At 71.1% G+C, this 24,142-nt stretch carries 24 protein-coding genes; 12 read left to right on the top strand and 12 right to left on the bottom strand.

The window, feature by feature from the left end:
• Positions 1 to 113: 113 nt before the first annotated feature.
• On the top strand, positions 114 to 863 hold the full coding sequence (aqpZ, locus tag F8O03_RS07000) for an aquaporin Z (RefSeq protein ID WP_151423249.1): 750 nt from the start codon (positions 114 to 116) through the stop codon (positions 861 to 863).
• A gap of 118 nt (positions 864 to 981) precedes the next feature.
• Here aqpZ and F8O03_RS06995 read toward each other — a convergent pair whose 3' ends face one another.
• From F8O03_RS06995 to F8O03_RS06985, 3 genes are read right to left on the bottom strand one after another with little or no spacing between them, the layout of a single operon-like run.
• A complete protein-coding gene (locus tag F8O03_RS06995; protein WP_151423248.1) occupies positions 982 to 2,304 on the bottom strand; it encodes a glucose-6-phosphate dehydrogenase in 1,323 nt (440 codons plus the stop codon).
• A 48-nt stretch (positions 2,305 to 2,352) separates the two neighbouring features.
• Positions 2,353 to 3,282, bottom strand: a complete 930-nt coding sequence (locus F8O03_RS06990; protein ID WP_151423247.1) for a DUF4166 domain-containing protein — start codon at positions 3,280 to 3,282, stop codon at positions 2,353 to 2,355.
• Positions 3,282 to 4,025: a TetR/AcrR family transcriptional regulator gene (locus F8O03_RS06985; protein ID WP_151423246.1), complete on the bottom strand. Its 744-nt coding sequence runs from the start codon at positions 4,023 to 4,025 to the stop codon at positions 3,282 to 3,284. The genes F8O03_RS06990 and F8O03_RS06985 overlap by 1 nt, the downstream gene beginning before the upstream one ends.
• Positions 4,026 to 4,051: 26 nt before the next feature.
• Here F8O03_RS06985 and F8O03_RS06980 point away from each other — a divergent pair, with 26 nt between their 5' ends.
• From F8O03_RS06980 to F8O03_RS06955, 6 genes are all read left to right on the top strand, one after another.
• The gene (locus F8O03_RS06980) at positions 4,052 to 5,068 is read left to right on the top strand and encodes an epimerase (protein ID WP_151423245.1); all 1,017 of its coding nucleotides are present in this window, start codon (positions 4,052 to 4,054) and stop codon (positions 5,066 to 5,068) included.
• Between the two features lie 44 nt (positions 5,069 to 5,112).
• Positions 5,113 to 6,030, top strand: a complete 918-nt coding sequence (locus tag F8O03_RS06975; RefSeq protein WP_151423244.1) for a WcbI family polysaccharide biosynthesis putative acetyltransferase — start codon at positions 5,113 to 5,115, stop codon at positions 6,028 to 6,030.
• The gene (locus F8O03_RS06970; RefSeq protein ID WP_151423243.1) at positions 6,027 to 7,004 is read left to right on the top strand and encodes a glycosyltransferase family protein; all 978 of its coding nucleotides are present in this window, start codon (positions 6,027 to 6,029) and stop codon (positions 7,002 to 7,004) included. Before F8O03_RS06975 ends, F8O03_RS06970 begins: the two co-directional genes overlap by 4 nt.
• Positions 7,001 to 8,368 carry a glycosyltransferase family 2 protein gene (locus F8O03_RS06965; protein ID WP_151423242.1) on the top strand — a complete coding sequence of 456 codons (1,368 nt, stop codon included), beginning with the start codon at positions 7,001 to 7,003 and terminating at the stop codon, positions 8,366 to 8,368. Before F8O03_RS06970 ends, F8O03_RS06965 begins: the two co-directional genes overlap by 4 nt.
• 165 nt (positions 8,369 to 8,533) lie before the next feature.
• Positions 8,534 to 10,258, top strand: coding sequence for an ABC transporter transmembrane domain-containing protein (locus F8O03_RS06960; protein ID WP_151423241.1), 1,725 nt, complete (start codon positions 8,534 to 8,536; stop codon positions 10,256 to 10,258).
• Positions 10,255 to 12,135: an ABC transporter ATP-binding protein gene (locus F8O03_RS06955; RefSeq protein ID WP_151423240.1), complete on the top strand. Its 1,881-nt coding sequence runs from the start codon at positions 10,255 to 10,257 to the stop codon at positions 12,133 to 12,135. Before F8O03_RS06960 ends, F8O03_RS06955 begins: the two co-directional genes overlap by 4 nt.
• A gap of 43 nt (positions 12,136 to 12,178) precedes the next feature.
• Here F8O03_RS06955 and F8O03_RS06950 read toward each other — a convergent pair whose 3' ends face one another.
• Positions 12,179 to 12,649 carry a hemerythrin domain-containing protein gene (locus tag F8O03_RS06950; RefSeq protein ID WP_151423239.1) on the bottom strand — a complete coding sequence of 157 codons (471 nt, stop codon included), beginning with the start codon at positions 12,647 to 12,649 and terminating at the stop codon, positions 12,179 to 12,181.
• A gap of 53 nt (positions 12,650 to 12,702) precedes the next feature.
• On the opposite strand from F8O03_RS06950, the gene F8O03_RS06945 reads away from it, so the two are divergent.
• The 4 genes from F8O03_RS06945 to F8O03_RS06930 all read left to right on the top strand — a co-directional run bounded on the left by F8O03_RS06945 (position 12,703) and on the right by F8O03_RS06930 (position 17,114).
• Positions 12,703 to 13,335: a pentapeptide repeat-containing protein gene (locus F8O03_RS06945; RefSeq protein ID WP_151423238.1), complete on the top strand. Its 633-nt coding sequence runs from the start codon at positions 12,703 to 12,705 to the stop codon at positions 13,333 to 13,335.
• A 330-nt stretch (positions 13,336 to 13,665) separates the two neighbouring features.
• Positions 13,666 to 14,118: a DoxX family protein gene (locus F8O03_RS06940; RefSeq protein WP_151423237.1), complete on the top strand. Its 453-nt coding sequence runs from the start codon at positions 13,666 to 13,668 to the stop codon at positions 14,116 to 14,118.
• A gap of 139 nt (positions 14,119 to 14,257) precedes the next feature.
• On the top strand, positions 14,258 to 16,120 hold the full coding sequence (locus F8O03_RS06935; RefSeq protein ID WP_151423236.1) for an AMP-dependent synthetase/ligase: 1,863 nt from the start codon (positions 14,258 to 14,260) through the stop codon (positions 16,118 to 16,120).
• A gap of 70 nt (positions 16,121 to 16,190) precedes the next feature.
• Positions 16,191 to 17,114 carry a DUF1295 domain-containing protein gene (locus F8O03_RS06930; RefSeq protein WP_151423235.1) on the top strand — a complete coding sequence of 308 codons (924 nt, stop codon included), beginning with the start codon at positions 16,191 to 16,193 and terminating at the stop codon, positions 17,112 to 17,114.
• Here F8O03_RS06930 and F8O03_RS06925 read toward each other — a convergent pair.
• The 8 genes from F8O03_RS06925 to F8O03_RS06890 all read right to left on the bottom strand — a co-directional run bounded on the left by F8O03_RS06925 (position 17,095) and on the right by F8O03_RS06890 (position 23,056).
• Positions 17,095 to 17,355: a glycine zipper domain-containing protein gene (locus F8O03_RS06925; RefSeq protein WP_151423234.1), complete on the bottom strand. Its 261-nt coding sequence runs from the start codon at positions 17,353 to 17,355 to the stop codon at positions 17,095 to 17,097. The genes F8O03_RS06930 and F8O03_RS06925 overlap by 20 nt on opposite strands.
• A 187-nt stretch (positions 17,356 to 17,542) precedes the next feature.
• The gene (locus F8O03_RS06920; protein WP_151423233.1) at positions 17,543 to 18,586 is read right to left on the bottom strand and encodes an LLM class flavin-dependent oxidoreductase; all 1,044 of its coding nucleotides are present in this window, start codon (positions 18,584 to 18,586) and stop codon (positions 17,543 to 17,545) included.
• Between the two features lie 35 nt (positions 18,587 to 18,621).
• Positions 18,622 to 18,819: a tautomerase family protein gene (locus tag F8O03_RS06915; protein ID WP_104252646.1), complete on the bottom strand. Its 198-nt coding sequence runs from the start codon at positions 18,817 to 18,819 to the stop codon at positions 18,622 to 18,624.
• Positions 18,820 to 18,824: 5 nt separating this feature from the next.
• The gene (locus tag F8O03_RS06910) at positions 18,825 to 20,306 is read right to left on the bottom strand and encodes an aldehyde dehydrogenase (protein WP_151423232.1); all 1,482 of its coding nucleotides are present in this window, start codon (positions 20,304 to 20,306) and stop codon (positions 18,825 to 18,827) included.
• Complete coding sequence (locus F8O03_RS06905; RefSeq protein WP_244296004.1) at positions 20,303 to 21,076, bottom strand: alpha/beta fold hydrolase; 774 nt, start codon at positions 21,074 to 21,076, stop codon at positions 20,303 to 20,305. Before F8O03_RS06905 ends, F8O03_RS06910 begins: the two co-directional genes overlap by 4 nt.
• 13 nt (positions 21,077 to 21,089) lie before the next feature.
• A complete protein-coding gene (locus tag F8O03_RS06900; protein WP_104252644.1) occupies positions 21,090 to 21,641 on the bottom strand; it encodes an amino acid synthesis family protein in 552 nt (183 codons plus the stop codon).
• Positions 21,638 to 22,294: an amino acid synthesis family protein gene (locus tag F8O03_RS06895; protein WP_151423231.1), complete on the bottom strand. Its 657-nt coding sequence runs from the start codon at positions 22,292 to 22,294 to the stop codon at positions 21,638 to 21,640. The genes F8O03_RS06900 and F8O03_RS06895 overlap by 4 nt, the downstream gene beginning before the upstream one ends.
• Before the next feature lie 54 nt (positions 22,295 to 22,348).
• Positions 22,349 to 23,056, bottom strand: a complete 708-nt coding sequence (locus F8O03_RS06890) for a GntR family transcriptional regulator (RefSeq protein ID WP_151423230.1) — start codon at positions 23,054 to 23,056, stop codon at positions 22,349 to 22,351.
• A gap of 117 nt (positions 23,057 to 23,173) precedes the next feature.
• On the opposite strand from F8O03_RS06890, the gene F8O03_RS06885 reads away from it, so the two are divergent.
• Positions 23,174 to 24,118: a flavin reductase gene (locus tag F8O03_RS06885; protein ID WP_151423229.1), complete on the top strand. Its 945-nt coding sequence runs from the start codon at positions 23,174 to 23,176 to the stop codon at positions 24,116 to 24,118.
• Positions 24,119 to 24,142 lie beyond the last annotated feature (24 nt).

Raw genomic sequence — 24,142 nt, 5'->3', positions numbered from 1 at the left:
AGCGGGAACGATCCCCCAGGCGAGCCCTGGGTCGTGGGACGAGCATCCTCGTTCCCGAGATCAACGCGCGGCGAGAATCCAGGTTCCCGCCGCCCACCCTCCTAGGAGCATCCATGACCACCGATGTTGCAATCGCCGACGTCGCCATCGACCGCGCCCCGTCGACGGCCAGCCGCCTCGCCGCCGAGTTCTTCGGCACCTTCCTGCTCGTGTTCGGCATCATCAGCGCCGCGAACGGCGTCGCCGAGACCGGGATCGGCTGGGTCGGCGTGTCGCTCGCCGTCGGGATCACCGTCATCGCGGGCGCCTACGCGGTCGGCCACATCTCCGGCGGTCACTTCAATCCGGCCGTCACCGTCGGTGCCGCTGCCGCCGGCCGCTTCGCGTGGAAGGACGTGCCCCTGTATGTCGTCGCGCAGATCCTCGGCGGCATCCTCGCCACGACCGTCGTCTTCCTCATCGCCGCCAACGGCCCGGACGGCTTCCTCGCCGCAGCACAGGAGGGCGGCTTCGCGTCGAACGGCTACGGCGAGGCATCGCCAGGCGGGTTCGGTCTCGTCGCCGTCATCGTGACCGAGGTCGTCGCGACGGCGCTGTTCCTCTCCGTCATCCTCGGCGTCACCGACCGCCGCGCGCCGAGCGGCTTCGCTCCTCTCGCGATCGGCCTCGCGCTGACGCTCTTCCACCTCATGACGATCCCGGTGTCCAACGCCTCGCTCAACCCGGCCCGCTCCATCGCCACAGCCATCTTCGGCGGGTCGGTGCCGCTGTCGCAGCTGTGGGTGTTCATCCTCGCCCCCATCGTGGGCGCCCTCATCGCTGGCTTCGCGTACAAGCCCCTCTTCGAGGGGCTCCGCACGTAGCGACCTCCGCCTCGGGCGAGACGGCCGCGGGGCGGCACCAGTTCATGCTGGTGCCGCCCCGCTCTCGTTCACTCGCCGTTTCAGGCGTCAACATCAGCGTCAGCGTCAGGCGTCCACGTCAGGCATCGGTGCCGACGGTGCCCGCCGCGTACTCGGGCAGCTCTCCCGCCTCGCTCTCCCACGCCTCGAGCACGGGCGTCACGATGCGCCACAGCTCCTCGGCGACGTCGCCACGCACCGAGAGCAGCGTGTTGCCGGTGAGCAGGCCGGCGATGACCCGCGCGTACGGGTCGGCGCTGCTGTCGTCGGCCGGGGCGCGGAGCGGGATGCGCGTGGGCGCCGCCCCGTCTCCGGGTGTCAGCACGATCTCCTGCCGCGCCTCGCCGATGGCCTTCGCGGAGCGCAGCACGAACGGCACGCCGCGCCACCTGGGGGTGTCGACCCGGAGCGTGAGCTCGGCGAGCGTCTCGGTCCCCCGGTCGGCATCCACGTCCTCTTCATCGGCGTAGGCCGGGAGACGGTTCCCGTCGACCTCCCCCGCCGCGTAGCGGGCACGGCGGGCCGACACTGGATGCTCGTCCCAGACGCGGGTGGCTCGCAGGACGACCGCGAGGGCGTCGTCGAGCGCACCGGGCTCCTCGCCCGGCTGCTCCATGGCCGTCAACGCGAGCATGAGCATGAGGTGGCTCTGCAGCATGTCCCGCAGCGCCCCCGTGTCGTCGTAGAAGGCGCCCCGACCCTCGATGCCGAGGCCCTCCTCGAAGATGATCTCGACGCGGCCTCGCGACTCCGCGTCCCGCGTGTCCCCCGTGCCTTTCGTCGTCGACCCGACGTCGCCAACCGGCACACCGCTCGCCTCGATCCGTTCCCGTGACCGGATGAGCTCGACTGCGGCGGGGGTGCCGAGGAAGTGGTCGATGCGCCAGAGGCGATCCTCCGGCACGACGGCGGCGAGCGCCTCGTTGAGCGCCCGTGCGCTTTCCTCGCTCTCACCGAACGGCTTCTCGATCGCGATCCTGACGTCGTCGGGGAGGTCGAGTTCGGCGAGCGCCGCCGCGACCTTCTCGCCCATGACGGGCGGCAGCGCGACGTAGAGCAGCGGCGAGCTCGGGCACGCTTCGAGCAGCTCGCGCAGCTCCTCGGCCGAGGAGGCGTCTGTCGCCACGAACTCCGAGCGCGACACGAGCGAGTCGATCGTGCGCTGCGAGACCCCCGCATCGTCGAGGCTCTGCCTGACGACGTCCCGCCACTCGTCGCGCGTCTGCGGCGTGCGGGCGGCGCCGATGATGTGCAGCTCGACGTCGGGGCTCGCGTCGGCGACCTTCGCGATCCCCGGGAGGAGGAGGCGCTCCGTCAGGTCGCCACCCGCGCCGAGGATGGCGATCGTCCGCTTGACCTGGCCGCCGATGGCGACCTCTGGAATCTCGGTGCTCGTCTGCATGTGACCTCCGGGTGCTTGCTTCCGCGGTTGGGCTGTTCCGGCGCGAGACTACGCGTTCGCGCCCGAGAATCCGCCGGTCGTGTCAGGCTCGCTCGCGGGCACGACGGCGTACTCGAACTCGCCCACGTAGCGGAACACATCGCCGATGATCGGCGACCGCAGGCGCACGTCGACGCACTGGCGCCCGCTGCCGTCGGGGTGCGCCCGTTCGTCGAGCGTCATCGTGACGACCCGGGGCAGCGGCAGGCGTAGCACCGCTCCGCGCGGCTCGATGCTCCTGGAGGTCACGCTCCCGGCGGGCACAGCTGCGGTGCTCACGGTGGCAGCGGTGGCAGCTGGCACGTCCCGGGCAGGCACTTCTGCGCCAGTGACATCCCCGAGCGGCGCGACCTTCACACCCGCCGGCCACAGCGATCTGGGGGCGCCCGGGACCCGCATCCGCAGCCACAGGCGCGTCGAGCGCATCCGCAGGGCGCCCTCGTGCACGCTGACTTCGAGCTCGACCTCGAGCCCCCTTCGGCGCCCGAGCCGGTCGACGAGCCGCGGCTTGCCGCCCGCCCCGGGGACGACCCTCATGGTGTCCTCCATGACGCGGGTGACGAGCGGGAACGTGAACTCGCGCCTGGCGGAGAGCGCGCCGTCACCCTCCGGCCGGTTGCGGATGGTGAAGGGCACGTTGCGGCCGCGCTCGGGGAACAGGACATGCCGCCAGGCGAGCCAGGCGAGGACAGGCCGCAGCATCGAGTGCCGGCCTCCCGCCCACGAGTAGACCCCACTGCCCCGTCCCTCGTGCCCCGCGGGGATGGGGCCGAAGTAGCGGCGCAGCTGCGGGTGGAGGAGTTCGATCCGCGGCCCGAGGATCTGCTCGTAGACCGACTGCAGCGGCTTGGCGTCGTTCTCGTCGGCCGCGCTGCGTCCAGACAGGGCCGCGCTGCGTCCAGACAGGGCCGCGCTGCGTCCGGACAGGGAGGGCCGCATCAGGCGCGCACCTCCCCCGCGAGCGCGAGCAGCTCCCGCAGCGGGGCCCGAACGACGGGGATGCGCGTGAGCGGCAGCGTCATGCGCAGCAGGTTGAGGGCACGGTCGAGGATGCGGTGCGTGCGCTCGCGCCCCGGTGACGAGTCGTAGACCCAGAGGAGCGCCAGCAGCAGGTGGCTCAGCACCAGCACCTGCGGGAGGCCGGCCTTGAACTCGTCGGGGAGCGGCGACTTGGCGCCGTCGACGGCGCGTTCGAAGAGTCCACGGATCACCGCGAGCGCGGGCGCGGACTCCTCGGAGAGCGGGTTGATGGGTGAGCGGGGCGAGACCGCGGCGGCGAGGAACTCCGGTGCGTGCGGATGGTAGGGCTCGAGCTGCTCCAGGCCGGTGCGGTAGACGATCGCGAGCCGTTCGGTGAGCTCGCGGACGCCCTCCAGCTGCCCGATCGCAGCGTCTGCGTGCGATTCCTGGACGTCGAGGTACAGCTCCTGCACGAGGTGGTTCTTGGTCGCGAAGTGGTAGTTGGTGGTGCCGACCGACACGCCGGCCTCTTCGGCGATGCGACGAATGGTCGTCGCGTCGTAGCCGCGCTCGCGGAAGGAGCGGAGAGCGACGTCGCGGATGAGCGCTCGGGTGCGCTCCCGCTTGGTGGACGGCAGCGCTGGTCCTCGCTCTCCTCGGGGTGCCTCGCCGTCGGGGCCGTCCGAGTCGTCGCTGTGGCCACCGGGCTCAAAACTGAACATGTTCAGAAAGTACTACACTCAGCCTCATGGAACAGCACAACCACGCCAGCCGCGGGCAAGAGCGACCGCACGCGCGCCGCGTCGTCATCGCCGGGGCGAGCGGATTCGTCGGGCGAGCGCTCGCGTCCGACTTCGAGGGCGAAGGCTGGGAGGTCGTCCGCATCGGCAGGCGCGAGACCGTCCGATGGGGTGATGCAGACGCCATCCAGAACGCCATCGACGGCGCCGAGGTGCTCATCAATCTCGCCGGCAAGTCCGTCAACTGCCGGTACAACGACGCGAACCGGAACGAGATCCTGCGCTCCCGCGTGGAGACGACAGCCGAGCTGCGGCGCGCGGTCGCAGCCGTGCCGAACCCGCCGCGAGTGTGGTTCAACGCCTCCACCGCAACCATCTACCGCCACGCGACCGACCGGCCGAACACGGAGTCCGAGGGCGAGCTCGGGCAGGGCTTCTCCGTCGACGTGGCCCGCAACTGGGAACGTGCGTTCTTCGAGGGCACCCTCCCGAAGACGCGTCGCGTCGCGCTGCGCATGGCCATCGTGCTCGGCGACGGCCCAGCCGCGAGCACCCTCTTCACGCTGGCGCGCCTGGGCCTCGGCGGCCCGAACATCGACGGCTGGGCCCCGAACCACCGGCGCTACCGCGGCATCGGTCCCGCACCGAGCGGCGACGGGCGCGCCCCGCAGTACCGAACGCGGGGCCGTCAGAAGTTCAGCTGGGTGCACGTCGACGACGTGATCGGCGCCGTCAGGTTCCTGATCGAGCGGGACGACCTCGACGGTGCCATCAACGTGAGCAGCCCCAACCCGAGCGACAATCGAACGCTCATGGCAAGCATCCGCGGCGTCGTGCGTGCCCCGTTCGGGCTGCCGTCCTGGCGGTGGATGCTCGAGCCCGCGATGGCCGTGCTGCGCACCGAGCCCGAGCTCGTCTTGAAGAGCAGATGGGTCACACCGCAGCGGCTCACGGAGGCCGGCTACCACTTCGTGCACCCGGAACTCAACCCCGCACTGCGCCAGGTCGCGCGGGAGCTAAGATAACTCGCCCCCACCCACCTCGGCAGGTTCGGAGATCTCTCCCCTCGATGACGCACGCCACCGCACGCCTCACGCACTACGCAGACTTCTTCACGTCGGGAGGCGCCCCGGACCCTGCGGGCGACGACCGACCCATCGGTCTCACGATCGGCAACTGCCAGGCGGAGTCGCTGCGCCTCGCCCTCGGCGATGACGTGCGCTTCATCCGCACACCGCCCGTGCACGAGCTCGAGCCTGCCGACCTGCCGCACCTGGAGGCGTGGCTCGCCCGCGCCAGCTTCCTCGTCGCGCAGCCCGTGCGCGACGACTACCGTGGGCTGCCCGTCGGCACGAAGCAGCTCACCACCCGACTGCGGGCTGGTGCACGCACCGCCCTGTTCCCCGTCATCAGGTTCGCGGGGCTGTACCCGTTCCAGGCGATCGTCCGGCCACCGTCCGACACCTCGCTCGTCCCTCCCCTGGTCCCCTACCACGACCTCCGCACCCTCGCAGAGGCCGCGGGTCTGGATGCGCTGCCCCAGTCGCCGTCGCGCACCGCGATCAGGGCGGTCGGCGCCGACTCGATCGTGCAGCTGCGGGAACGCGAGGACCGACACGGCACCGTGCGCGTCTCCGAGCTCTTCGCCCGCCCCTCGTTCGCGCAGGCTCGCACGATCAACCACCCGGGAAACCCCATCTGGCTCGCGACCGCGGAGCGCGTCCGCGACCGCCTCGGCCTCCCGGAGCGGGAGCTCACGCTCGACCGGGAGATCCTGAACTCGATCCACGCGCCGCGCGAGCAGGCGGTCATCGACGCCTGGGGCCTCGACGCGGAGCCGACCGAGTCGTGGACACGCGACGGCGAGCCGATCGACGCCGACCGCATCCGGGCCGCGCACCTCGAGTGGTACGCCGAGCATCCCGACGCCGTTGCCGCCGGATTCGCGAGACACGGTGCGACGATCGAGACGTTGAGGGCCGCGTGAACGCCCCTCCGCTCCTGCTGCACCGCGACGACGAGACCCACGGTGTCGACCAGTACGCCCGCGCCGTGGCGACGGCCGTCGCGAAGCTCGACTCAGCCGTGACCTACCGCAGCGCGCACGGGCTCGTCTCGTCGCAGCTCGCGCACGTCCACTTCACCGACCGCCTCTGGGGCAGCACGCCCGAGCGGGCGGCCGAGCGGTTCGAGCGTCTCGCCGCGCGGGGACCCGTGAGCGTCACGCTCCACGATGTGCCGCAGGCTTCTGACGGAGCGAAGGGCTTCCCCCGCCGCTCCGAGTGCTATCGCCGAGTCGTCGCGGCAGCAGCCGGCACCGTCGTCAACAGCACGCACGAGCAGCGCCTCCTCGAGGCCGCCCTCGGCAGCCGCGTGCAGGTGCACGTCGTGCCGCTCCCCGCGCAGCCACCCCAGCCGCGGCCCGACGAGTGGCTCCCCACCGACGAGGTCGCCGTGCTCGGCTTCTACTACCCGGGCAAGGGGCACCTCGAGGTCGTCAACGCGGTCGCCGCCATTCCGAGCGAGCGGCGGCCGCGCGTCGTCGCGCTGGGATGCGCGTCCGCGGGGCACGAGCAGGAGCTCGCGGATCTGGAGCGGTACGCGCGCGGGCTTGGCGTGGAGTTCTCGAGCACCGGCTTCCTCTCACCCGAGGAGCGCCTCGAGCGCAGCCGCAGCGTGGCCGTCCCGATCATCGCCCACCAGCACGTCTCAGCCTCCGGTTCCCTCACCGACTGGCTCTCCGCGGGCCGCAGGCCGTTGACCGTGGACTCCGACTACTTCCGTGAGATGGACGCCATCCGGCCAGAGACCATGCATCTCGTTCGCTCCGGTGAGCTCGCGACGGCGCTGCAGCTCGCGCTCCTGCGGCCCGAGTCGACGTGGCTCGACGACGGGACGTCGACCTCCCCGAGCATCGACGAGATCGCCCGCGCCTACCTCAGCTGGTGGGCGGCGCTGTGACCCGCGGTGCTCCGAGGCTCCCGCCGTTCGGACGAACGGTTCCGGGCAACCGGTGGGATCTGGTCGACGCTCAGAGCGAGACCACAACCGCGACGCCGCGGTCGGTGTCGGTCATCGTCGCGCATTTCGAGCAGCAGGCCGAGCTCGACCGCACGATCGCGGCGCTCGCCAGGCAGACGCATCCGGCGCACCTCATGGAGGTCATCGTCGTCGATGACGGCTCCCTCGTGCCCCCGACGGTCCCGGTCGGCGTCCGCGTGCTGGCCCAGGAGAACCGCGGGTTCCGGGCCGGGTCCGCCCGCAACCTGGGTGCGAGGGCCGCGACGGGCGACATCCTGTGCTTCCTGGACGCCGACACGTCCCCGGAACCCGACTACGTGGCACGCATGGCGGCGCTTCCCTCGCTGCTGCCGGAAGCGGTCGTCGCGGGTCACCGCAGGCACGCCGACTTCACCGGCGCGGATGCGGATGCGCCCGTCGAGACCGCGGGACCGGCGCGGGAGCTCCCCGAGCCCAGCTGGCTGGCTTCCGCCTACCGCGCGTCGAGGAACCTGCTCGACGCTGACGACCGCTCCTACCGGTTCGTCATCGGGGCCGTCTTCTCCTGCACCAGGTGGTTCTTCGACGAGACCGGCGGCTTCGACGAGGACTTCCTGGGCTACGGCGGTGAGGACTGGGATTGGGCGAGCCGCGCCTGGCTAGCCGGCGCCGTGCTGGCATACGAGCCCCTCGCCGTGGCCTGGCACGACGGTCCGGACTGGGCGGGCAGGAGCTCGGCAGACGCCCGACGGCAGGAGCAGAAGAACCGAGAGACGATGCTGCTGGCGCAGAAGATCGGCGTGGCCGGCTCCCGCCCGCGTGCCCTGCACGGCGCGGCCCACGACGTCGTCGTCGTGCTGGATGCGGCGCCGAGCGACGGCGCGGCCTTCGTGTGCGTCGACACCCTGCTCGAGCAGCTGCCGCACGCGAGCGTCGTCGTCCCGGCCGGGACGCATCCCCTGTTCGCGGCGGACCCGAGAGTGCTGTCTGCCGCGGGGCCGACGCCGCGGGGCCGCGTCCGCATCGACCTCGACACCGCCGTGCACTTCGATGGCCGCGCTGAGGCTGTGTCGGGCACAGGGACAGCCCGGCTCGCGTCGACGGCCCTCCAGGACGCTGCGGCCAGCGTCGGCAGCTCCGACCTGGGCGCCGTGCGCATCGGCGAGCACGTCCTCGTGCGGTCCGAACGCGCGCTGCGCCGAGAGGAACGCTGGGGCGAGTCAGCGGGCTGGCGCACCGAGCAGGTGACGGACGACACGATTCGACCGCTCCCCGGCGATGTCAGCGTGGCAGCCCACCTCGGCGGGTGGCTTTCGCTCGACTGAGCGGGGGCGGCGTCTCGACCGCCTCATCCAGTCGCACGCCCGCGGGGAGGGGGCGGAATTCGCGAATGTAGGGAAAAATGGGGAGGTCGCCCTCACCACGGGCGTCGCTCGTTGCGGCTTCGCGCATCCGGAGCGCCCCGACCGAAGCCGCCAGGAGGCCGCCGCATGCCAGCAGCAATGCCAGCAGCCGCTCAGACGACGGGGCCGCGCCGCCTCATCGTGCAGACCGCGCTGAGCGTGAAGCGCTGGCTGGTGCCCGCGACCACCCTGTTCGTCTCGCACCAGCTGTGCGAGGTGGCGGTGCCGGTTGTGGTCGGGCTCGTCATCGACCGTGGCATCGTCGACCGCGACCTCCCGCAGCTCGCGGTCTGGGCCGCGGTGCTCGTCGGTGTGTTCGTGCTCCTCGCCTGGTCGTACCGGGCCGGCGTGTACTTCCTCGTCAACGGCATCCAGCGCGCCCACCACGAGCTGCGCATGCGCGTGAGCGAGCGCTCCCTCGACCCGCGCGGCTTCGGCGACCGGCAGCGGCCCACCGGCGAGCTGCTCGGCATCGGCGGCTCGGATGTGCAGCGCGTCGCGTTCGGCGGGCTCCTCTTCGTGCACCCGGTCGCCGAGCTGGCGGCGGTCGTGGCCGCCGGTGCAGTGCTGATCAGCATCGCCTGGCCGCTCGGCCTCGCCGTGATCCTCGGCGGGCCCGTGTTCCTGCTGCTCCTCGACCGCTTCGGCAGGCACCTCCGCTCGAGGGCAGAGCACCAGCAGCGGCTCACCGCGGACTCCGCGTCGCTGGCGGCGAACGCCATCGCCGGCTTCCGCACGCTCACCGCCCTCGGGGCCACTGGCCGCGCCTCCCGCACGTACGCGGACGCCAGCGAGCGCGCCAGAGTCGCCGCGATCGCGACGCGCAGAGCCGAGGCATGGTTCGTCGCCGTCTCGAGCACGGCGACCGGCATCTTCGTCGTCGCGATCGGCGTCATCGCCGCGCTCCTCGCCTTCCAGGGCGCCATCACCGTCGGCCAGCTGATCACCGTCGTCGGCGTCGTGCAGGTCGTCATGGGCCCGATGGAAGCGCTCGCCGTGAACGTCGGCGCCGTCTGGGCGCGGGCGGGCGCCTCCGCGAAGCGCGTGCTGTCGCTGCTGGAGGCGCCGTACGCGCGCGACACCCGAGCGGGCGAGCAGGCAGGACCCGCAGCGACCGTCCCGCCCGCGCCCGCGCTCGCGGTTGCCGGGCTCGCCGGGATCCACCTCCGTGGGCTCGACTTCGCGGTCGAGCGGGGCGAGATCGTGGGCGTCGTCGCGGAAGCCCACGACGCGGCCGAGCTGGTCGAGCTGCTGGGCGGGCGCATCCACCCGCCACGCGGCACCGTCAAGGTCCACGGCCTCCCGCTCGACGAGGTCGACGCCGACCGCCTGCACGAGCTCGTGACGGCCGCCCCGCATGCGGCGCACACCGTGCCCGGCACGGTCGCGGCCAACGTCGTCGGCATCGGGCGCGCAGCCAGCTCCCCGGGCGACGCCCTCGCGGCGGCTGCCTTCGACGACGTGCTCGAACAGCTCCCCCAGGGCATCCGGACCCCGCTCGGCGGCGCCGGCCGCACGCTCTCCGGCGGGCAGCGGCAGCGCCTCGCTCTCGCCAGGGCCCTCGCCGCCCCGGCACCCGTGCTGGTGCTCCACGAGCCCACGGGCGCGATCGACGCCGTCACCGAGCAGCACATCGGCGAGCGCATGCGCACGGCGACGGCAGGCAGAGCGACCGTGGTCGTCTCCTCCAACCCGCAGCTGCTGGTGCGGGCCGACCGGGTGCTCGTGCTCCGCGACGGGATGCTCGCCGCGGAAGGCACCCACGACGAGCTGCTCGCGACGCACCCCGAGTACGCGGAGGCCATCGCATGAGCGGCGCCACCTCTGGCCTGCAGGCCGAGACCCAGCCCGTCACACCCGGGCTCCCCATCGCAACGGGAAAGCGGTCCGCGCGCCTCGCCTGGCGCCTCCTGACGCTGCGCCCCTGGATGCTCGTGCTCGCGATCGTGCTGCTCGGCGCGGCCGCGGCGGCTGCCTTGCTGGTCCCGGCGGGGCTCGGGCGTCTCGTCGACGCGGTCACGGGCGTCGATCGGAGCCTCGTCGAGGTCGCCCTCATGCTGCTCGCCGGCGTCGCTGGCAGCGCGGCGCTCGGAGCGCTGGGTTCGATGGCGCTCGCGGCAGTCCTCGAGACGGCGCTCGCACGGCTCCGTGAGGACTTCGTGGCTGCGTCGCTCGCGCTCCCCGCCGTGCTCGTCGACGAGGTCGCCGACGGCGAGCTCGTCTCGAGGGCGACCGACGACGTCGACACGGTCGGCGAGGTCACGACGGGCGCCGTGCCCGCGGTCGTGTCCGCCAGCCTGGCGGTCCTCGCGACGGGCGTCGGGCTCGCCGTGCTGAACCCGTTCTTCCTGCTCGCCATGCTCACGGTCGTTCCGGTGCACGCGTTCGCGCTCTGGCGCTACCTGCGGAAGGCTCCCCGCCTCTACGCCGCGGAACGCGTCGCCATCGCGTCGCGGTCCCGCGAGATGGTCTCCGCCATACAGGCACTCCCGACCGTGCACGCCTACGGCTGGGGCGGGGCCATCACGGAGCGCATCCGCAACCGCTCCTGGAACGTGCTCAGGTGGGCGCTGCGCACCCGCATCGTGCAGAGCCGGTTCGGGTTCCGCATGAACATGGCGGAGGCGGTCGGGCTGACGTCCGTGCTCCTCGTCGGGGCGTGGCTCGCGTTCACCGGTGCCGCCACGATCGGCGAGGTCACGACGGCGGCGCTGCTCTTCCAGGCCCTCTTCGGCCCCTTCATCTCATTGCTCATGCTCGTCGACGACCTGCAGTCGGCGGGCGCCTCCCTCGCTCGCGTCGCGGGTGTCATCCAGCTCGCGCCGGTGCCACCGGACGAGCAGCCGCGTGTGCGCGTGGCCCTCGGGGAGAGTCTCGCGAACGCGGGCGCGGCGATCGCAGGCGCCGCCGCTGGCGACCCGCCGGCGCCGGAGATCACCCTCGAGTCCGTGGAAGCCGCCTACCCAGGTCGCCCGCCCGTGCTGTGGATCGGCGAGCTGCGCATCCCCGCCGGTCAGCGGGTCGCCGTCGTCGGTTCGTCCGGCGCCGGCAAGAGCACCCTCGCCCGGGTGCTCATGGGCCTCCTCGAGGTTCGCGCGGGGCACGTCGACGTCGGCGGCCTCGACCCCGCCGAGATGAGCGAACTCGAACGCGCGAGCCGCATCGTCATGGTGAGCCAGGACGTGCACGTCTTCTCGGGCACCCTGCGGCACAACCTGCTCATCGCGAGGGAGTCGGCGAGCGACGACGAGCTGCGGGACGCACTCGAGTCGGTCGCGGGCCCCCGCTGGCGGCACACCTTCACGGATGGCCTCGACACGATGGTCGGCGAGGGCAACGCAGACGTGAGCGCGACGGATGCGCACCGCCTCGCCCTCGCGCGTGCGCTCGTGACGCGGGCGCCGATCGTGATCCTCGACGAGGCGACAGCGGACGCCGACACCGCCGACGCTCGCACCCTCGAGGCCGCCGCTCGGCGCGCGCTCGCCGGGCGGACGGTCGTGACCATCGCCCACCACCTGTCGCAGGCGAGCAGCGCCGAGCGGGTGCTCGTCATGGAGCACGGCCGCGTCGTCGAAGATGGAACGCACGACGAGCTGCTCGAGATCGAGGGACCGTACCGCGAGCTGTGGGCTGCCTGGACCTCGCACCGCGCACCAGCAGTGGATCCCAGCGAGGGGCACCACTGAGCGCGGTCCCGGCAACCGCGGGGCCGGATCGCCCGCCGTCCGCTCAGAGGGGCCCGAGCACGACCGCCGGGTCCGCGTCGAGGGCCAGTGTCTCCAGCACGTCGAGCAGCTGACGCTCCTCGTATCGGAAGTGCGACTCCATGATCGCCGCGATGCCCTCCAGGTGCCGGTCGAGCTGGCTTGCAGGCTCCCCCGCCTCCACTGAGGCCTGGAGGCCGGAGAGGAGGTGCGCGATCATCGAGTGGTCCTGCTGCAGTCGGGTAAGCGTGTCGCGCAGCTCGGGATGCGCCGCGGCGATCGCGGGGAACAGCTCGCGGTCCTCGCCGCGGTGATGACCATCGAGCGCGGTGCAGAACCCGTGGCAGTAGAGCAGCAGGTCGCGGGCGGCTGGCCCGGCCGGGTCGCCGCGCTTCACCGCCTCGTGCGTGACGGCGAGAGCCTTGCGCAGACGCGCGTGGACCGCCCTCAGCTCGCTGCTCCACGCAACGAGCCGCTCCTGCTCCTGTGCACTCATCTGATCGCCTCGGTCACCAAGATAGCCATCGCAGGCGAAGTACGCTCGAGGGCATGCGCGCCGCCGACACCAAGACCCTCAGCGATCGCTGGACCTCCCAGGAACTCTCCTCGCTGCGAACCCAGCTCGCGCGGCTCTCCGAGGTGGTTCCGGGGCCGCACCGCATCATGCCGAGCTGGCACGACCCGGCATCGGCGGCGACCGACCTCCGAGGCCTGCAGGCCGGCAGCCTCGGCGTGAGCATCACCCACCTCGAGCTCACCGAGGTCGACGCGAGCGGCCTCACGGGTGGCCTCACCATCAGGGACAGCACGCTCACGCACGTCCGCTTCGAGCGCGCGAAGGTCACGGCGCACGCACGACTCGAAGGCGCCCTGCGCGCCTGCACCTTCACGGGGGCCAACATCCCGCAGGCGTCCATCGGCCCCGAAGTCTCCGACTGCTCCTTCGCCGACGCGAAGCTGCGACGCCTCCGCGCGGTGCCAGGAACCGTCTTCTCGAACTGCACCTTCGACGGCGCGGAACTGTCGGGCGCGGAGTTCACCAACACCCGGTTCATCGACTGCAGCTTCACCGGCGCGAAGTTCAATGCGGCCACCACGTTCCGCGGATGCACGTTCGTTGGCGCGGTTCCGAAGTTCGGCAAGGCGAGCGAGACGGGCACCAGCGTCGAGCCGCTCGGCTGAGCATCCCAGGCGGCGCAACGCCGCAACGCCGCAACGATCTCTGCCGAGCTGCCGAGCCGGTCGTGCGTCGCCGTGCGCCGCCGTGAGCCACGCCCGGCGCACGAGGGGCCACCGCGAGTCATAGGAAAGTCATACGGTCTCCGCGCTCCTGACGCGCCGCTCACCGGGCTGGGCGCTTCGTGCGCAGGGAGACCGGCAATTCCCCGTGGAATCGAGTGAACCCCGGCTCTCAGGCCGAACTCATGGCGCGGAGCCGGCGGCTGGCCCCATGGAGCACGACCGGCCAGGCTTCCCAGGTTCCGGCGGCCCGCCGTTCCTACCGTCGAGCGCATGTCATCTTCAGCGAACGCCGCACTGCTCATCCTCCGTCTCGCCCTCGGCGCCACCATGCTGCTGCACGGCATCCAGAAGCTCACGACGACCGGGATCGGCGGCGTGCAGGAGATGCTCGCGGGCCTCGGCGTGCCCCTCGCCGACGTCGCCGGAGCAGCGCTCCCCTTCGTCGAGATCGTCGCGGGAGCCCTGCTCATCGTCGGTCTCCTCACGCGCGTCGCGGCCGCCCTGCTCGCGATCGTCTCCCTCGGGGCCATGTTCACCGTGCACTTCACCGCCGGCTTCTTCGCCCAGGACGGCGGATACGAGTTCGTGCTCGTGCTCGCACTGATCGGCATCGCGCTCGTCCTGACCGGTGGCGGCCGATGGGCGGCGGATGCGCTCGTCCGCCGCCCGCGCACCAGCCGCGAGCTCCGCTCCGAGCGCCAGACGGCAGCCCGGGTCGCATAATACCTAGCCTGCCTAGGTAAGTTCCGGCGGGTCGTGCTCATCCGCCCTGGGTTTGCGATACGGTCCAATCCACCGGCCCCCCTGCTCCGAACCTCCTCGCATACGGGTGAAGTGACCCGGCGCGCGAAAGGCGGCTGCAGTGCTGGAATCGACCACCCCTCTCCTCGTGGGCCCCGAGACCATCGGGGCAGCGGGCACCTACCGGAACGTGACCGACCTGCTCGTCCGCCGCCTCGAATCGGCTCCCGACCATGCGGCGTTCGACGTTCCGATCGAACCCGCCGCTCCGTCCGGCGCCTGGCGCCAGGTCTCGACGCGCGAGTACACCGACACGGTGCGCGCCGTCGCGAAGGGCCTCGTCGCGCTCGGGGTGCGCCCTGGCGACTCCATCGCCATCATGGCCCCGACCCGGTACGAGTGGGCCGTCGCAGATCTGGCGGTCTGGTTCGCGGGCGCCGTCGTCGTGCCGATCTACGAGACGTCGGCGCCCACGCAGGTCTCCGCGATCATCCACGACGCCCGCGTCGTGCTCGCCTTCGGCGGCAGCACCCAGCACGTGCAGCTTCTCGAGGCGCCGCTCTCCGAACGCGGCTCGGATGCACTGGGCGTGTGGTCGCTGGATGCCGCGTCCGGCCAGGGCGAGGGCCGCGACCTCGAGCGGCTCGCCGCGCTGGGGGCAGGCGTCGCCGATGAGGCACTCGAAGAGCGGCGACTGCTCGCGGCGCCCGACTCCCCCGCCACCATCGTCTACACGTCCGGCACGACCGGCGAGCCCAAGGGCGCGGTGCTGACGCATGAGAACTTCCTCGGTCAGGTGCTGAACATCGCGGCCGCCTACGGCGAGGTCGTGCACCCGGCTGGCAACACGATCATCTTCCTGCCCCTCGCCCATGTGCTCGCGCGAGGCCTGCAGCTCATCTGCCTCGCCAGCGGCATGCGCATCGCGCACCTCGCCGACCCGGCCGCTGTCGTCGGGACACTCGGCCAGCTGACGCCGACGTTCCTCGTCGTCGTGCCCCGCGTGCTGCAGAAGATCCAGGCCGCAGCAGGAGCCAAGGCCGCCGGCAGCGGCCTCGCCAGAGTGTGGGCCTCAGCGCAGCGCACCGCCATCGGGTGGGGCGAGTTCCAGGAGACGACCACCCCAGGGACGCGGGCCCCGCTCGGCCTGCGCCTGCGCCACGCCGCCTTCGATCGGATCTTCTTCAGCCGCCTCCGGCAGGTCATGGGCGGCCGAGTCACCCACGTGCTCTCCGGCGGTGCGACGCTCGACGCCGACCTGTCCCTGTTCTTCGGCGGTATCGGCGTGCCCGTCATCGAGGGCTACGGCCTCACCGAGACGACGGCGCCGCTCACCGGGAACCTGCCGAGCGACATCCGCTCCGGCACCGTCGGCCGTCCGCTCCCCGGCTCCACGGTCCGCATCAGCGAGGATGGTGAGATCCTCGCCCGCGGCATCGGCGTGTTCAGCGGCTACCGGAACCCGGAGCACAACCGCGACGCCTTCATCGACGGGTTCTTCCGGACGGGCGACCTCGGCCGGCTCGACGAGCAGGGCCGGGTTGTCCTCGAGGGGCGCCTCAAGGACGTCATCGTCACCTCGAACGGCAAGACCATCGTGCCCATGAGGTGGGAGTCGTCGGTCGAAGCCGACCCGCTCGTCTCGCACGCCGTCATGATCGGCGAGGGGCGCAACTACCTGTCGGCGCTCATCATCCTCGACCCTGAGGCGCTCGCCGAGTTCTCGGCCGAGATCGCCGCAGCCACCCACCCGGACCCCGCGCACCACGAGCTGCTCACCGTCGTTGATGCACGAGCGCGGGACCACGTGCAGGCGGCCGTCGACCGGGCAAACGCGCTCGTCGCCCGGAGCGAGCAGGTCCGACGCTTCACGCTCATCGCGACGGACCTCGAAGACCCCACCTTCATCACGCCGACACTGAAGCTCAAGCGCGCCGCCGTCCTGCAGCGCAGCACCGACGCCGTCGCGGCCCTGTACGCCTGACGCACGGCCACCCACTCCCTCCTTTTCCCGTTCACCGGCCACCGCGCCCGACGCCTCGAGAGGCACCAGCATGAGCAGCGAGACCACCGCGAGCAGCAGCACCACCGCAGGAAAGAAGCACACGGCGACGATCGTCACGATTCTCATCGCGGTCGCCATCGGGGCCCTCGTCGCCCTCGCCGGGAGCCAGGGCGGGACGCAGCTCGCCGGCGTCCCCCTCTACGCGTGGGCGGTCGCGGCGGCCTTCCTCATCCAGGTCCTCGTGTACCTGCCGTCTGCAGCTGCGAAGACGGAGCGCTTCTTCGACCTCACGGGAAGCGCGACGTTCATCATCGTGACGGTTGGCCTCCTCGTCGCGGCGCCCGAACCGGATGCACGCGCCTGGGTCCTCGGGGCCATGGTCGCCCTGTGGGCGCTTCGCCTCGGGTCGTTCCTGTTCGCACGCATCCACCGCTCCGGCTCCGACGACCGCTTCGACGGCATCAAGGGCGACAAGCTGCGCTTCCTGCGCGTCTGGATCATGCAGGGGCTGTGGGTGAGCCTCACCGCGGCCGCCGCGTGGATCGCGATCGCGGGTGGTACCGACGACCGCGAGCCGTTCGGCTGGCTGGGGATCGTCGGCGTGGTCGTGTGGGCGGCCGGGTTCATCATCGAGGTCGCTGCCGATCTGCAGAAGAACGCCTTCACGGCTGACCCCGCGAACAAGGGCCGCTTCATCCGCACGGGCCTGTGGTCGCGTTCCCGCCACCCCAACTACTTCGGCGAGATCCTCCTGTGGGTGGGCGTCGCGGTCGTCGCCGCGCCCGTCCTCGTGGGCTGGCAGTGGGTCGCGCTCATCTCGCCGGTCTTCGTCGCGCTCCTGCTCCTCCGCGTGAGCGGCGTGCCGCTCCTGGAAGCGAAGGCTGACAGGAAGTGGGGCGGCGACGCCGACTACGAGACGTACAAGCGCGAGACGCCGGTGCTGCTGCCGCGGCTCACGAGTCCGAAGGCGTAGCGCCCGGACGGGGATCCTCGAGACCGGGGTCCCCTTGGCGCCGGCCACGCTTGGCGAGTCGGTCGAGGACCGCGCCTGTCACGATGCCGAGAACCAAGCCGACCCCCAGACCGATCGCCCAGCTGTCGAGGATGAGGGCGAGGGCGACTCCGACGGCGAGCCCGACGGCGATGCCGGTCCCCATCTGGGTCGAGCCGTTGGCGCCGCCACCTCGAGTGCCGTCCTGCTGCGTGCTGTCCATGTCATCTCCCATCGTCGTTTCCGTTGCGGTCAACGCTACGGAGCCGACGCGGGCGGGGCTTCCCCCGGGCGACCGACATCCCTCCTCCTGGTGCCGGAGATGCTCCTCGCCACGTCGGAGGACGGAGGTGCAGCTGCGGGCGGATGCCTGTCAGCACCCGCCCGCCTGTCTGCCGCCTCGTGGGGTCCTACGAGAACTCGGGAACGACCTTCTCGATGAACAGCTCGAGCGAGCGCTTCTTCTGCTCGTGGGAGAGGGAGTTGTCGCTCCAGAAGCTGAACTCGTCGACGCCGAGCGCCTCGTACTCGCGGAGTCGGGTGATGACCTCGTCCGGGGTGCCGATCATCGCCGTCCGGTGCAGCGACTCTGGCGTGAACTCGGGTCGTTCGGCGAACTTCGCCTCAGGGCTCGGCTCGAGGAACCCGTCGACGGGGTCGGTCTTGTTGCCGAACCAGGCGTCGAACGTCCGGTAGAACTTGTTGACGCCTTCGGCGGCTGGACGCCACCCCTCAGGGTCGGCCTCGTCGTGCACGAACGTGTGGCGCAGCACCATGATCTCGGGGCGCGCAACCTCGGGATGGTTCGCCACGGCCGTCTCGAACTTGCTCACGAGGTCCGCGACTTCCTCGTCGCCCTTCATGAGCGGCGTCACCATGACGTTGCAGCCGTTGGCGACGGCGAAGTCGTGCGTGTCGGGGTCGCGCGCGGCCACCCACATCGGCGGCGTCGGCTGCTGCACCGGCTTGGGCACGCTCGTCGAGACGGGGAACTGCCAGATCTCGCCGTCGTGCGCGTAGTCGCCCTGCCACAGCTCGCGCACGGCGGGGATGAGCTCGCGCAGGTGCTGCCCGCCTTCCTTGCCCGGCATGCCGCCGGCGAGACGGTCGAACTCGAACTGGTAGGCGCCTCTGGCGAGACCCACCTCGGCGCGGCCGCCGCTGATGACGTCGAGCAGCGCCGTCTCGCCAGCCACCCGGAGCGGGTTCCAGAAGGGGGCGATGATCGTGCCGGCGCCGAGACGGATCTTCGTGGTGACCGCGGCGAGGTACGCGAGCTGCGGCATGGGGCTCGGCGAGATCGTGTACTCCATGGAGTGGTGCTCGCCGATCCAGACCGTGCTGAAGCCGGCCTTCTCGGCGAGCAGCGTCAGCTCGACGAGCTCCGCGAACAGCTGCTCGGTGCTGACGGAGTCGTCCCAGCGCTCCATGTGGATGAACAGAGAGAAACGCATTGTCGTGTCCTTTCGAGAGTGGATGTGCTCCGCGGTCAGCTGCGGCGGGCTCGTTCTGCGATCGTCGTGTTGCCGCGCGACCAGTGCTCGTGCTCGATCTCGCGGACGACGACGGTGATGTTCTCGGGCGCTGCCCCGACGGTCTCTTCGGCGACGCGGTGGACGCCGTCGATGAGGGCGCGGAGCTGCTCGGGCGTGCGCCCCTTGGCGATGGAGATGTCGATGAGCGGCATGGCCCCTACCCCCGCATCACGAAGGGGTCGGCGACGGGCGACTCGTCGGTGTTGATCCACACGCTCTTGAGGCGCGTGTACTCGTGCATCGACTCGATGCCGTGCTCGATGCCGACGCCGGAGCTCTTGAACCCCTGCCTCGGCGACATGGGTGACATGGCGCGGTAGGTGTTGACCCAGATCGTGCCGGCCTCGAGCCGCCGCGACATGCGGTGGGCTCTCGCGAGGTTCTGCGTCCAGACGCCGGCGGCGAGACCGAATTCGGTGTCGTTGGCGAGGCCGACGACCTCGTCCTCGGTGTCGAAGGGCATGATCGCGGCGACTGGTCCGAAGATCTCCTCGCGGACGACGCGCATGCTGTTCGTGACGTCGGTGAGCACGGTCGGCTCGAAGTAGTACCCGGGAAGCGCGACGTTTGGCCGGCCTCCGCCCGCGTAGAGGGTTGCGCCCTCGTCGACGCCGATGCCGACGTAGGAGCGGACCTTGTCGAGCTGGTCGCCGAACGCGAGGGGTCCCAGCTCGGTCGCGTCGTCGAGGGGGTCGCCGATGACGATCGACTTCGCGCGCGTCGAGACGCGCTCGAGCAGCTCGTCGTAGACGGACCTGTGCGCGAAGACGCGGCTGCCGGCGATGCAGGTCTGCCCCGCGGCCGCGTAGATGCCGGCGATGACGCCCATCGCCGCGTTCTCGATGTTCGCGTCGCCGAACACGATGTTCGGGCTCTTGCCGCCGAGCTCGAGCGTGCATCCGATGAAGCGTGCCGCGGCGCTGGCTGCGATCGCGGACCCCGTGCGGGTCGACCCGGTGAACGAGATCTTCGCGATCGTTGGGTTCTCGACGAGCGCGGCGCCCGCCTCGGCTCCGTATCCCGTGACGACGTTGACGACGCCGTCTGGGAAGCCCGCCTCGCTCGCGAGCTGCGCGAAGCGGAGCACGGTGCGAGATGTGTACTCGCTCGGCTTGATGACGGCGGTGTTCCCGGCGGCGAGCGCTGGGGCGAGCTTGGACGTCGTGAGGGTGAGCGGAGAGTTCCATGGCGTGATCGCGCCGACCACGCCGAGCGGTTCGTGCTGCGTGTAGTTGAGGATCTGCAGGTTGCTTGTCGGGATCTGCGAGCCCTGGATCTTGTCGGCGAGCCCGCCGTAGTAGTAGAGGTACTCGGGCAGGGAGGCGAGCTGGCCGCGCATCTCGCGGAGGAGCTTGCCGTTGTCGAGGCTCTCGAGGCGGGCGAGCTCGTCGGCGTTCTCAGCGACGAGGTCGCCGAGGCGGCGGAGCAGCTTCCCCCGCTGCGTCGCGGTGAGGCCGCTCCAGCTGGGCGCTTCGAACGCGCGCCTTGCAGCTGCGACGGCCAGCTCGACGTCGGCCGCATCGCCGCGGGCCGCCTCGTAGAGCACCTCCAGCGTGGCCGGGTTGATGCTCTCGAAGTAGGCGCCACCGGCGGGGTCGCGCCAGGACCCGTCGATGAAGTGGCCGTAGCGGTCAGTCATGGTGTGCTCCTTCGTGATGCCTGGGGGTGGGGTGAGGTGGGGCGCCCGCCGATGAGCGCTTCGAGTTCGTCGACGAGCGTCGAGGGTGCTTCGACCGGGAGCATGTGCCGGACCCCGGCGACGGTGCGGGTCCGCGCCGCGGGGATGGCCTCGGCCAGCCTGCGGGTCATGTCCGGGGTCGATCCTGGGTCGAGCTCGCCCGTGATGGCGAGGGTCGGCGCCGTGATCGCGCCGAGTGCCGCCGACACCTGCTGGTCGCCGGTCGCGAAGATCTCGTAGGCGTGCCCGAACGACTCGACGTCGTTGGCTTCGAGCACTCGCCTCGTCTCGGCGACCGTCGCGGCGCCAACGCCGCTGCCCGAGTACCAGCGCTCGAGCGAGCGCTCGACGGTCGCGCCGAAGTCGGTGCGCGCCGACGCGAGACGCGCGAGCACCGCGGCACGCTCATCCGGTGTGCGCCTGCAGACCGAGCTGACGCAGGTGAGCGTCGCGACGCGCTCCGGTGCGCGGCTCGCGATGTGCTGCGCGACGAGCGCGCCGAGCGAGAAGCCGACGAGGTGGATCGGCCCGTCTGGGAGACGCCGCTCGACGTCGGCCGCGAAGTCGGCGAGCGACGTGGGGGTGCGCAGCGGCGACTGGGCTCCGTGGCCAGGGAGATCGAGTGCGACGGCCCGGGGGCCGAGGAGCTCCGCGACGGGAGTCCACATCGTTCGATCGAGCCCCACTCCGTGCAGCAGCACGATGGGGGTCTGCGCCTCGGTCGAGCTCACGGCGGGTTCTCGCCTACAGCTCGGTGGAGAGCGCCGCGAGCCGCTGCTGCGGGCGCCCCTGCGCCGCACCGGCGAGGGCGATGAGGATCTCGTCGGGATGCGGCGCGTCAGCGATCCGCACCTCGAACGACTGGTGGTGGGATCGGATGGTGGCGTCGGTGAAGTGCTTGAGGGGGATGTCGAACGCCACACCGGCGGGTCCGCGCTTCTCGACGGCGGGGAGCAGCGTGCTCGCGTTCGCCGCCTTGCGGAAGTGGTCGCCGAACTTGAGCGTGTGGATGATCGCGGAGCCGTGCTCGATCTCCCCGTTCAGGCCGATGATGGCGGCCTTGCCGTAGGCCTCGAGCGGAGCGCCGAGCGCTTCGATGACGCGGGGCGCGAGGAGGGCGCCGAGGTCGGAGGCGACCGCGTCGATGCCGGCGCTGAGGTCGTCGACGAAGCCCTGGCCGGCCCACGGGTTGTCGATGATGGCCGCGACGACGGCGGTGCGCGCCGACGGGGAGACCTCTCGTCCGCCCTCGATGAGCGTCTCGTCGACGATGGTGATGATCTTGCGAACCTTCATGCTTCGATTCCTTTCAGGATGTCGGAGGTGACCGGCACGTCCGTGGTCCGGTCGCCGATCCGGGGGTGGGGTCGGGGGCCGGAGGATGCGACCGCGATGACCGCGATCTCGTCGCGGTGCGGCGCATCCGCGAGGTGCACGTCGAGTGACTGGTAGTGGCTGCGGGTGGCTGCGGCCGTCTTGTGCCACAGGGGCACCCGGAGGTCGCCGCCCGCGTCGGCTCGCGTGTCGGAGAAGCAGATGATCGAGGTGCCCTCGAGGAACTCGCGCAGCAGGTTGCCGAAGTACGGGGTGTGGATGAGGGCACCGGCGTGCTCGATCTCGCCGTCCAGGCCGACGACCGCCGCCTTCCCGAACGCTTCGACACGGTCGGCACCGCCGATTGCGGCGAGCAGACGGTCGCTGAGGAGCTTCGCGACGATGGGAGCGACCTCGGCCGTGGCCTCGGTGAGGTCGGCGAGCGGTCCCTCGCCGATCCACGGGTTGCGGACGACGGCGACCGCGCTGGCCTGGCGGATGGCGGTGGGCGCGTCGACGCCGCCGTCGGAGATGACGTCCTCGTAGGCGGTGAAGATTCTGCGGACGCCGAGCGCGAGCGCTCGGTCCGTGATTGCATCCCCGCGCGGCGCTGCCGCTGTGACGGTGGTGGTCATGGTGACTCCTGGTGGTCGGTGCTGATCATCTGAGCGTGGGGTGCTCGGCGCGGTTCAGGCGTGCGCGGGCTCGCTGTCGGCTGGGTTGCCGTGGTCGGCCGGGGCGAGCGCTGCGCGGCTCGAGGCCTCGACGTGGGTGCGCATCGCGAACTCGGCCCCGATGGCGTCCTTCTCGACGATGGAGCGCACGACGGCGCGGTGCTCGTGGTTGGAGGCGAGCAGTCGGCCCGGCCGCTCGATGGTGCGGAGCACGATGCGGTGGTAGGCGAGCTGGTTCATGAGCCGCTCGTAGTGCTCGGCGAGCTTGGCGTTGTCGGCTCCGAGCACGATCGTCCAGTGGAACTCGTGGACGAGCCGTGCGTACTCGGCGGTGTCGCCGGCGTGGACCGCGGCGTCGCTCTCGTCGAGGTTTCGCGAGAGGGTCGCCAGCTCGGAGGTCGGCCCGCGGCGGGCGAGCAGGTTGGCGGCGAGGCCCTCCAGGGACTCCTTGAGCTGGAAGAGCTCGACGATCTCACGCCGGGTGGGGGTGCGCACGAACGTTCCGACGCGCGGACGGATCTCGACGAGCCCCTCGTTCTCGAGCTGCTTGAGCGCCTCCCTGATGGGTGTTCGGCTCACCCCGAACTCCTGAGCGAGCACCAGCTCGGGCATGGGATCGCCCGGAGGGTAGGTGCCGCTCGTGACCAGGCGGCGGAGTCGCTCGAGGAGCGGGAGGTCGGCGTAGGCCTCATCGCTGAGCCCCAGGGGCGTGATCTGTTGCATACAAGAACGCTATCTGGCATGCCACAGAATTGTCAACGAACGGAGCATTTCCCAGGAAACACAACGTTTACAACCAATCGTTGACGCATGCATGACCACGGGGTTACGCTCCGTTGCATGCAAGCAAACATCAAAGATGCTGTCGCAGCTGCATGGTCCGACGCGTGGGATCGGGGTGACTTCGGTGCGTTCGAAGCCCTCGTGACCCCGGACTACCAGCGCGAGAGCACAAGGTCAGGTCGAGTCTCGACACTCGACGAGTTCAAGCAGGAGGTCACCGAGGTGCGCGCCGCGTTCCCCGACCTGGTCACGCGCATCGATCGCGTCCTCGTGGAAGACGACGCGTTGGCCGTCTTCTGGACCTCAGACGGAACGTTCACGCAGCCGCTCGGCACCGTCCCCCCGACCGGCAAGCGCGTCATCACGAACGGATCCAACTACGCCACGCTCCGAGACGGCCTCATCTCCCACGAGCGCGTCACCTGGGACTCCGCCGAGCTCCTCACGCACCTCGGACTCCCGTCCCTGCATTCCGCGTTCGAGGACGCCGACGCCGACTACGCGGACGAGTCCACGGCTCCCCCGCGCGAGATGCTCAAGGCGTTCAACAAGCAGTTCATCTCCGGCGTCACCGTCGTGACGACCAAGGATGAAGACGGAAAGCCGCGCGGGCTCGCCGTGAGCGCCTACTCCTCGGTCTCGCTCGACCCGCCCCTCGTGCTCGTGTGCGTGCAGAAGTCCTCCTCCACCTACCCGTCGCTCTTCCGCTCCACGAACCTCGGCATCAACATCCTCTCGAGCGAGCAGCAGGACGTGCTCGCGACCTTCGCCTCGAAGAGCGCAGACAAGTTCGCCGACATCACCTGGCACGAAGCGCCCGAGGGAAGCCCGCTCATCGACGGATCCTCAGCCTCGATCGAGGTCGAGATCAAGGAGCGCTTCCAGGCGCTCACGCACACCATCTTCATCGGCCGCGTGCACCACGCGACGACCACCGACGACGCGCCCATCCTCTACAAGGCCGGCAAGTTCTTCGACGGACGCGGGCTCTCGCAGCTCTGATCCCCCACGGCCGCGCGCAGCTGC

Origin of the sequence: Pseudoclavibacter terrae, from assembly GCF_008831075.1 — a bacterium.
GTDB classification, from domain to species: domain Bacteria; phylum Actinomycetota; class Actinomycetes; order Actinomycetales; family Microbacteriaceae; genus Pseudoclavibacter; species Pseudoclavibacter terrae.
Note: the sequence above shows the minus strand (reverse complement) of the source record. Positions and strands in the feature narration are given on the sequence as shown.

Bases quoted from the DNA above. Each gene is read 5' to 3' on its own strand.
- aqpZ (WP_151423249.1), top strand. From the start codon at position 114: ATGACCACCGATGTTGCAATCGCCGACGTCGCCATCGACCGCGCCCCG.
- F8O03_RS06995 (WP_151423248.1), bottom strand. From the start codon at position 2,304: ATGCAGACGAGCACCGAGATTCCAGAGGTCGCCATCGGCGGCCAGGTC.
- F8O03_RS06990 (WP_151423247.1), bottom strand. From the start codon at position 3,282: ATGCGGCCCTCCCTGTCCGGACGCAGCGCGGCCCTGTCTGGACGCAGC.
- F8O03_RS06985 (WP_151423246.1), bottom strand. From the start codon at position 4,025: ATGTTCAGTTTTGAGCCCGGTGGCCACAGCGACGACTCGGACGGCCCC.
- F8O03_RS06980 (WP_151423245.1), top strand. From the start codon at position 4,052: ATGGAACAGCACAACCACGCCAGCCGCGGGCAAGAGCGACCGCACGCG.
- F8O03_RS06975 (WP_151423244.1), top strand. From the start codon at position 5,113: ATGACGCACGCCACCGCACGCCTCACGCACTACGCAGACTTCTTCACG.
- F8O03_RS06960 (WP_151423241.1), top strand. From the start codon at position 8,534: ATGCCAGCAGCAATGCCAGCAGCCGCTCAGACGACGGGGCCGCGCCGC.
- F8O03_RS06955 (WP_151423240.1), top strand. From the start codon at position 10,255: ATGAGCGGCGCCACCTCTGGCCTGCAGGCCGAGACCCAGCCCGTCACA.
- F8O03_RS06950 (WP_151423239.1), bottom strand. From the start codon at position 12,649: ATGAGTGCACAGGAGCAGGAGCGGCTCGTTGCGTGGAGCAGCGAGCTG.
- F8O03_RS06945 (WP_151423238.1), top strand. From the start codon at position 12,703: ATGCGCGCCGCCGACACCAAGACCCTCAGCGATCGCTGGACCTCCCAG.
- F8O03_RS06940 (WP_151423237.1), top strand. From the start codon at position 13,666: ATGTCATCTTCAGCGAACGCCGCACTGCTCATCCTCCGTCTCGCCCTC.
- F8O03_RS06930 (WP_151423235.1), top strand. From the start codon at position 16,191: ATGAGCAGCGAGACCACCGCGAGCAGCAGCACCACCGCAGGAAAGAAG.
- F8O03_RS06925 (WP_151423234.1), bottom strand. From the start codon at position 17,355: ATGGACAGCACGCAGCAGGACGGCACTCGAGGTGGCGGCGCCAACGGC.
- F8O03_RS06920 (WP_151423233.1), bottom strand. From the start codon at position 18,586: ATGCGTTTCTCTCTGTTCATCCACATGGAGCGCTGGGACGACTCCGTC.
- F8O03_RS06915 (WP_104252646.1), bottom strand. From the start codon at position 18,819: ATGCCGCTCATCGACATCTCCATCGCCAAGGGGCGCACGCCCGAGCAG.
- F8O03_RS06910 (WP_151423232.1), bottom strand. From the start codon at position 20,306: ATGACTGACCGCTACGGCCACTTCATCGACGGGTCCTGGCGCGACCCC.
- F8O03_RS06900 (WP_104252644.1), bottom strand. From the start codon at position 21,641: ATGAAGGTTCGCAAGATCATCACCATCGTCGACGAGACGCTCATCGAG.
- F8O03_RS06895 (WP_151423231.1), bottom strand. From the start codon at position 22,294: ATGACCACCACCGTCACAGCGGCAGCGCCGCGCGGGGATGCAATCACG.
- F8O03_RS06890 (WP_151423230.1), bottom strand. From the start codon at position 23,056: ATGCAACAGATCACGCCCCTGGGGCTCAGCGATGAGGCCTACGCCGAC.
- F8O03_RS06885 (WP_151423229.1), top strand. From the start codon at position 23,174: ATGCAAGCAAACATCAAAGATGCTGTCGCAGCTGCATGGTCCGACGCG.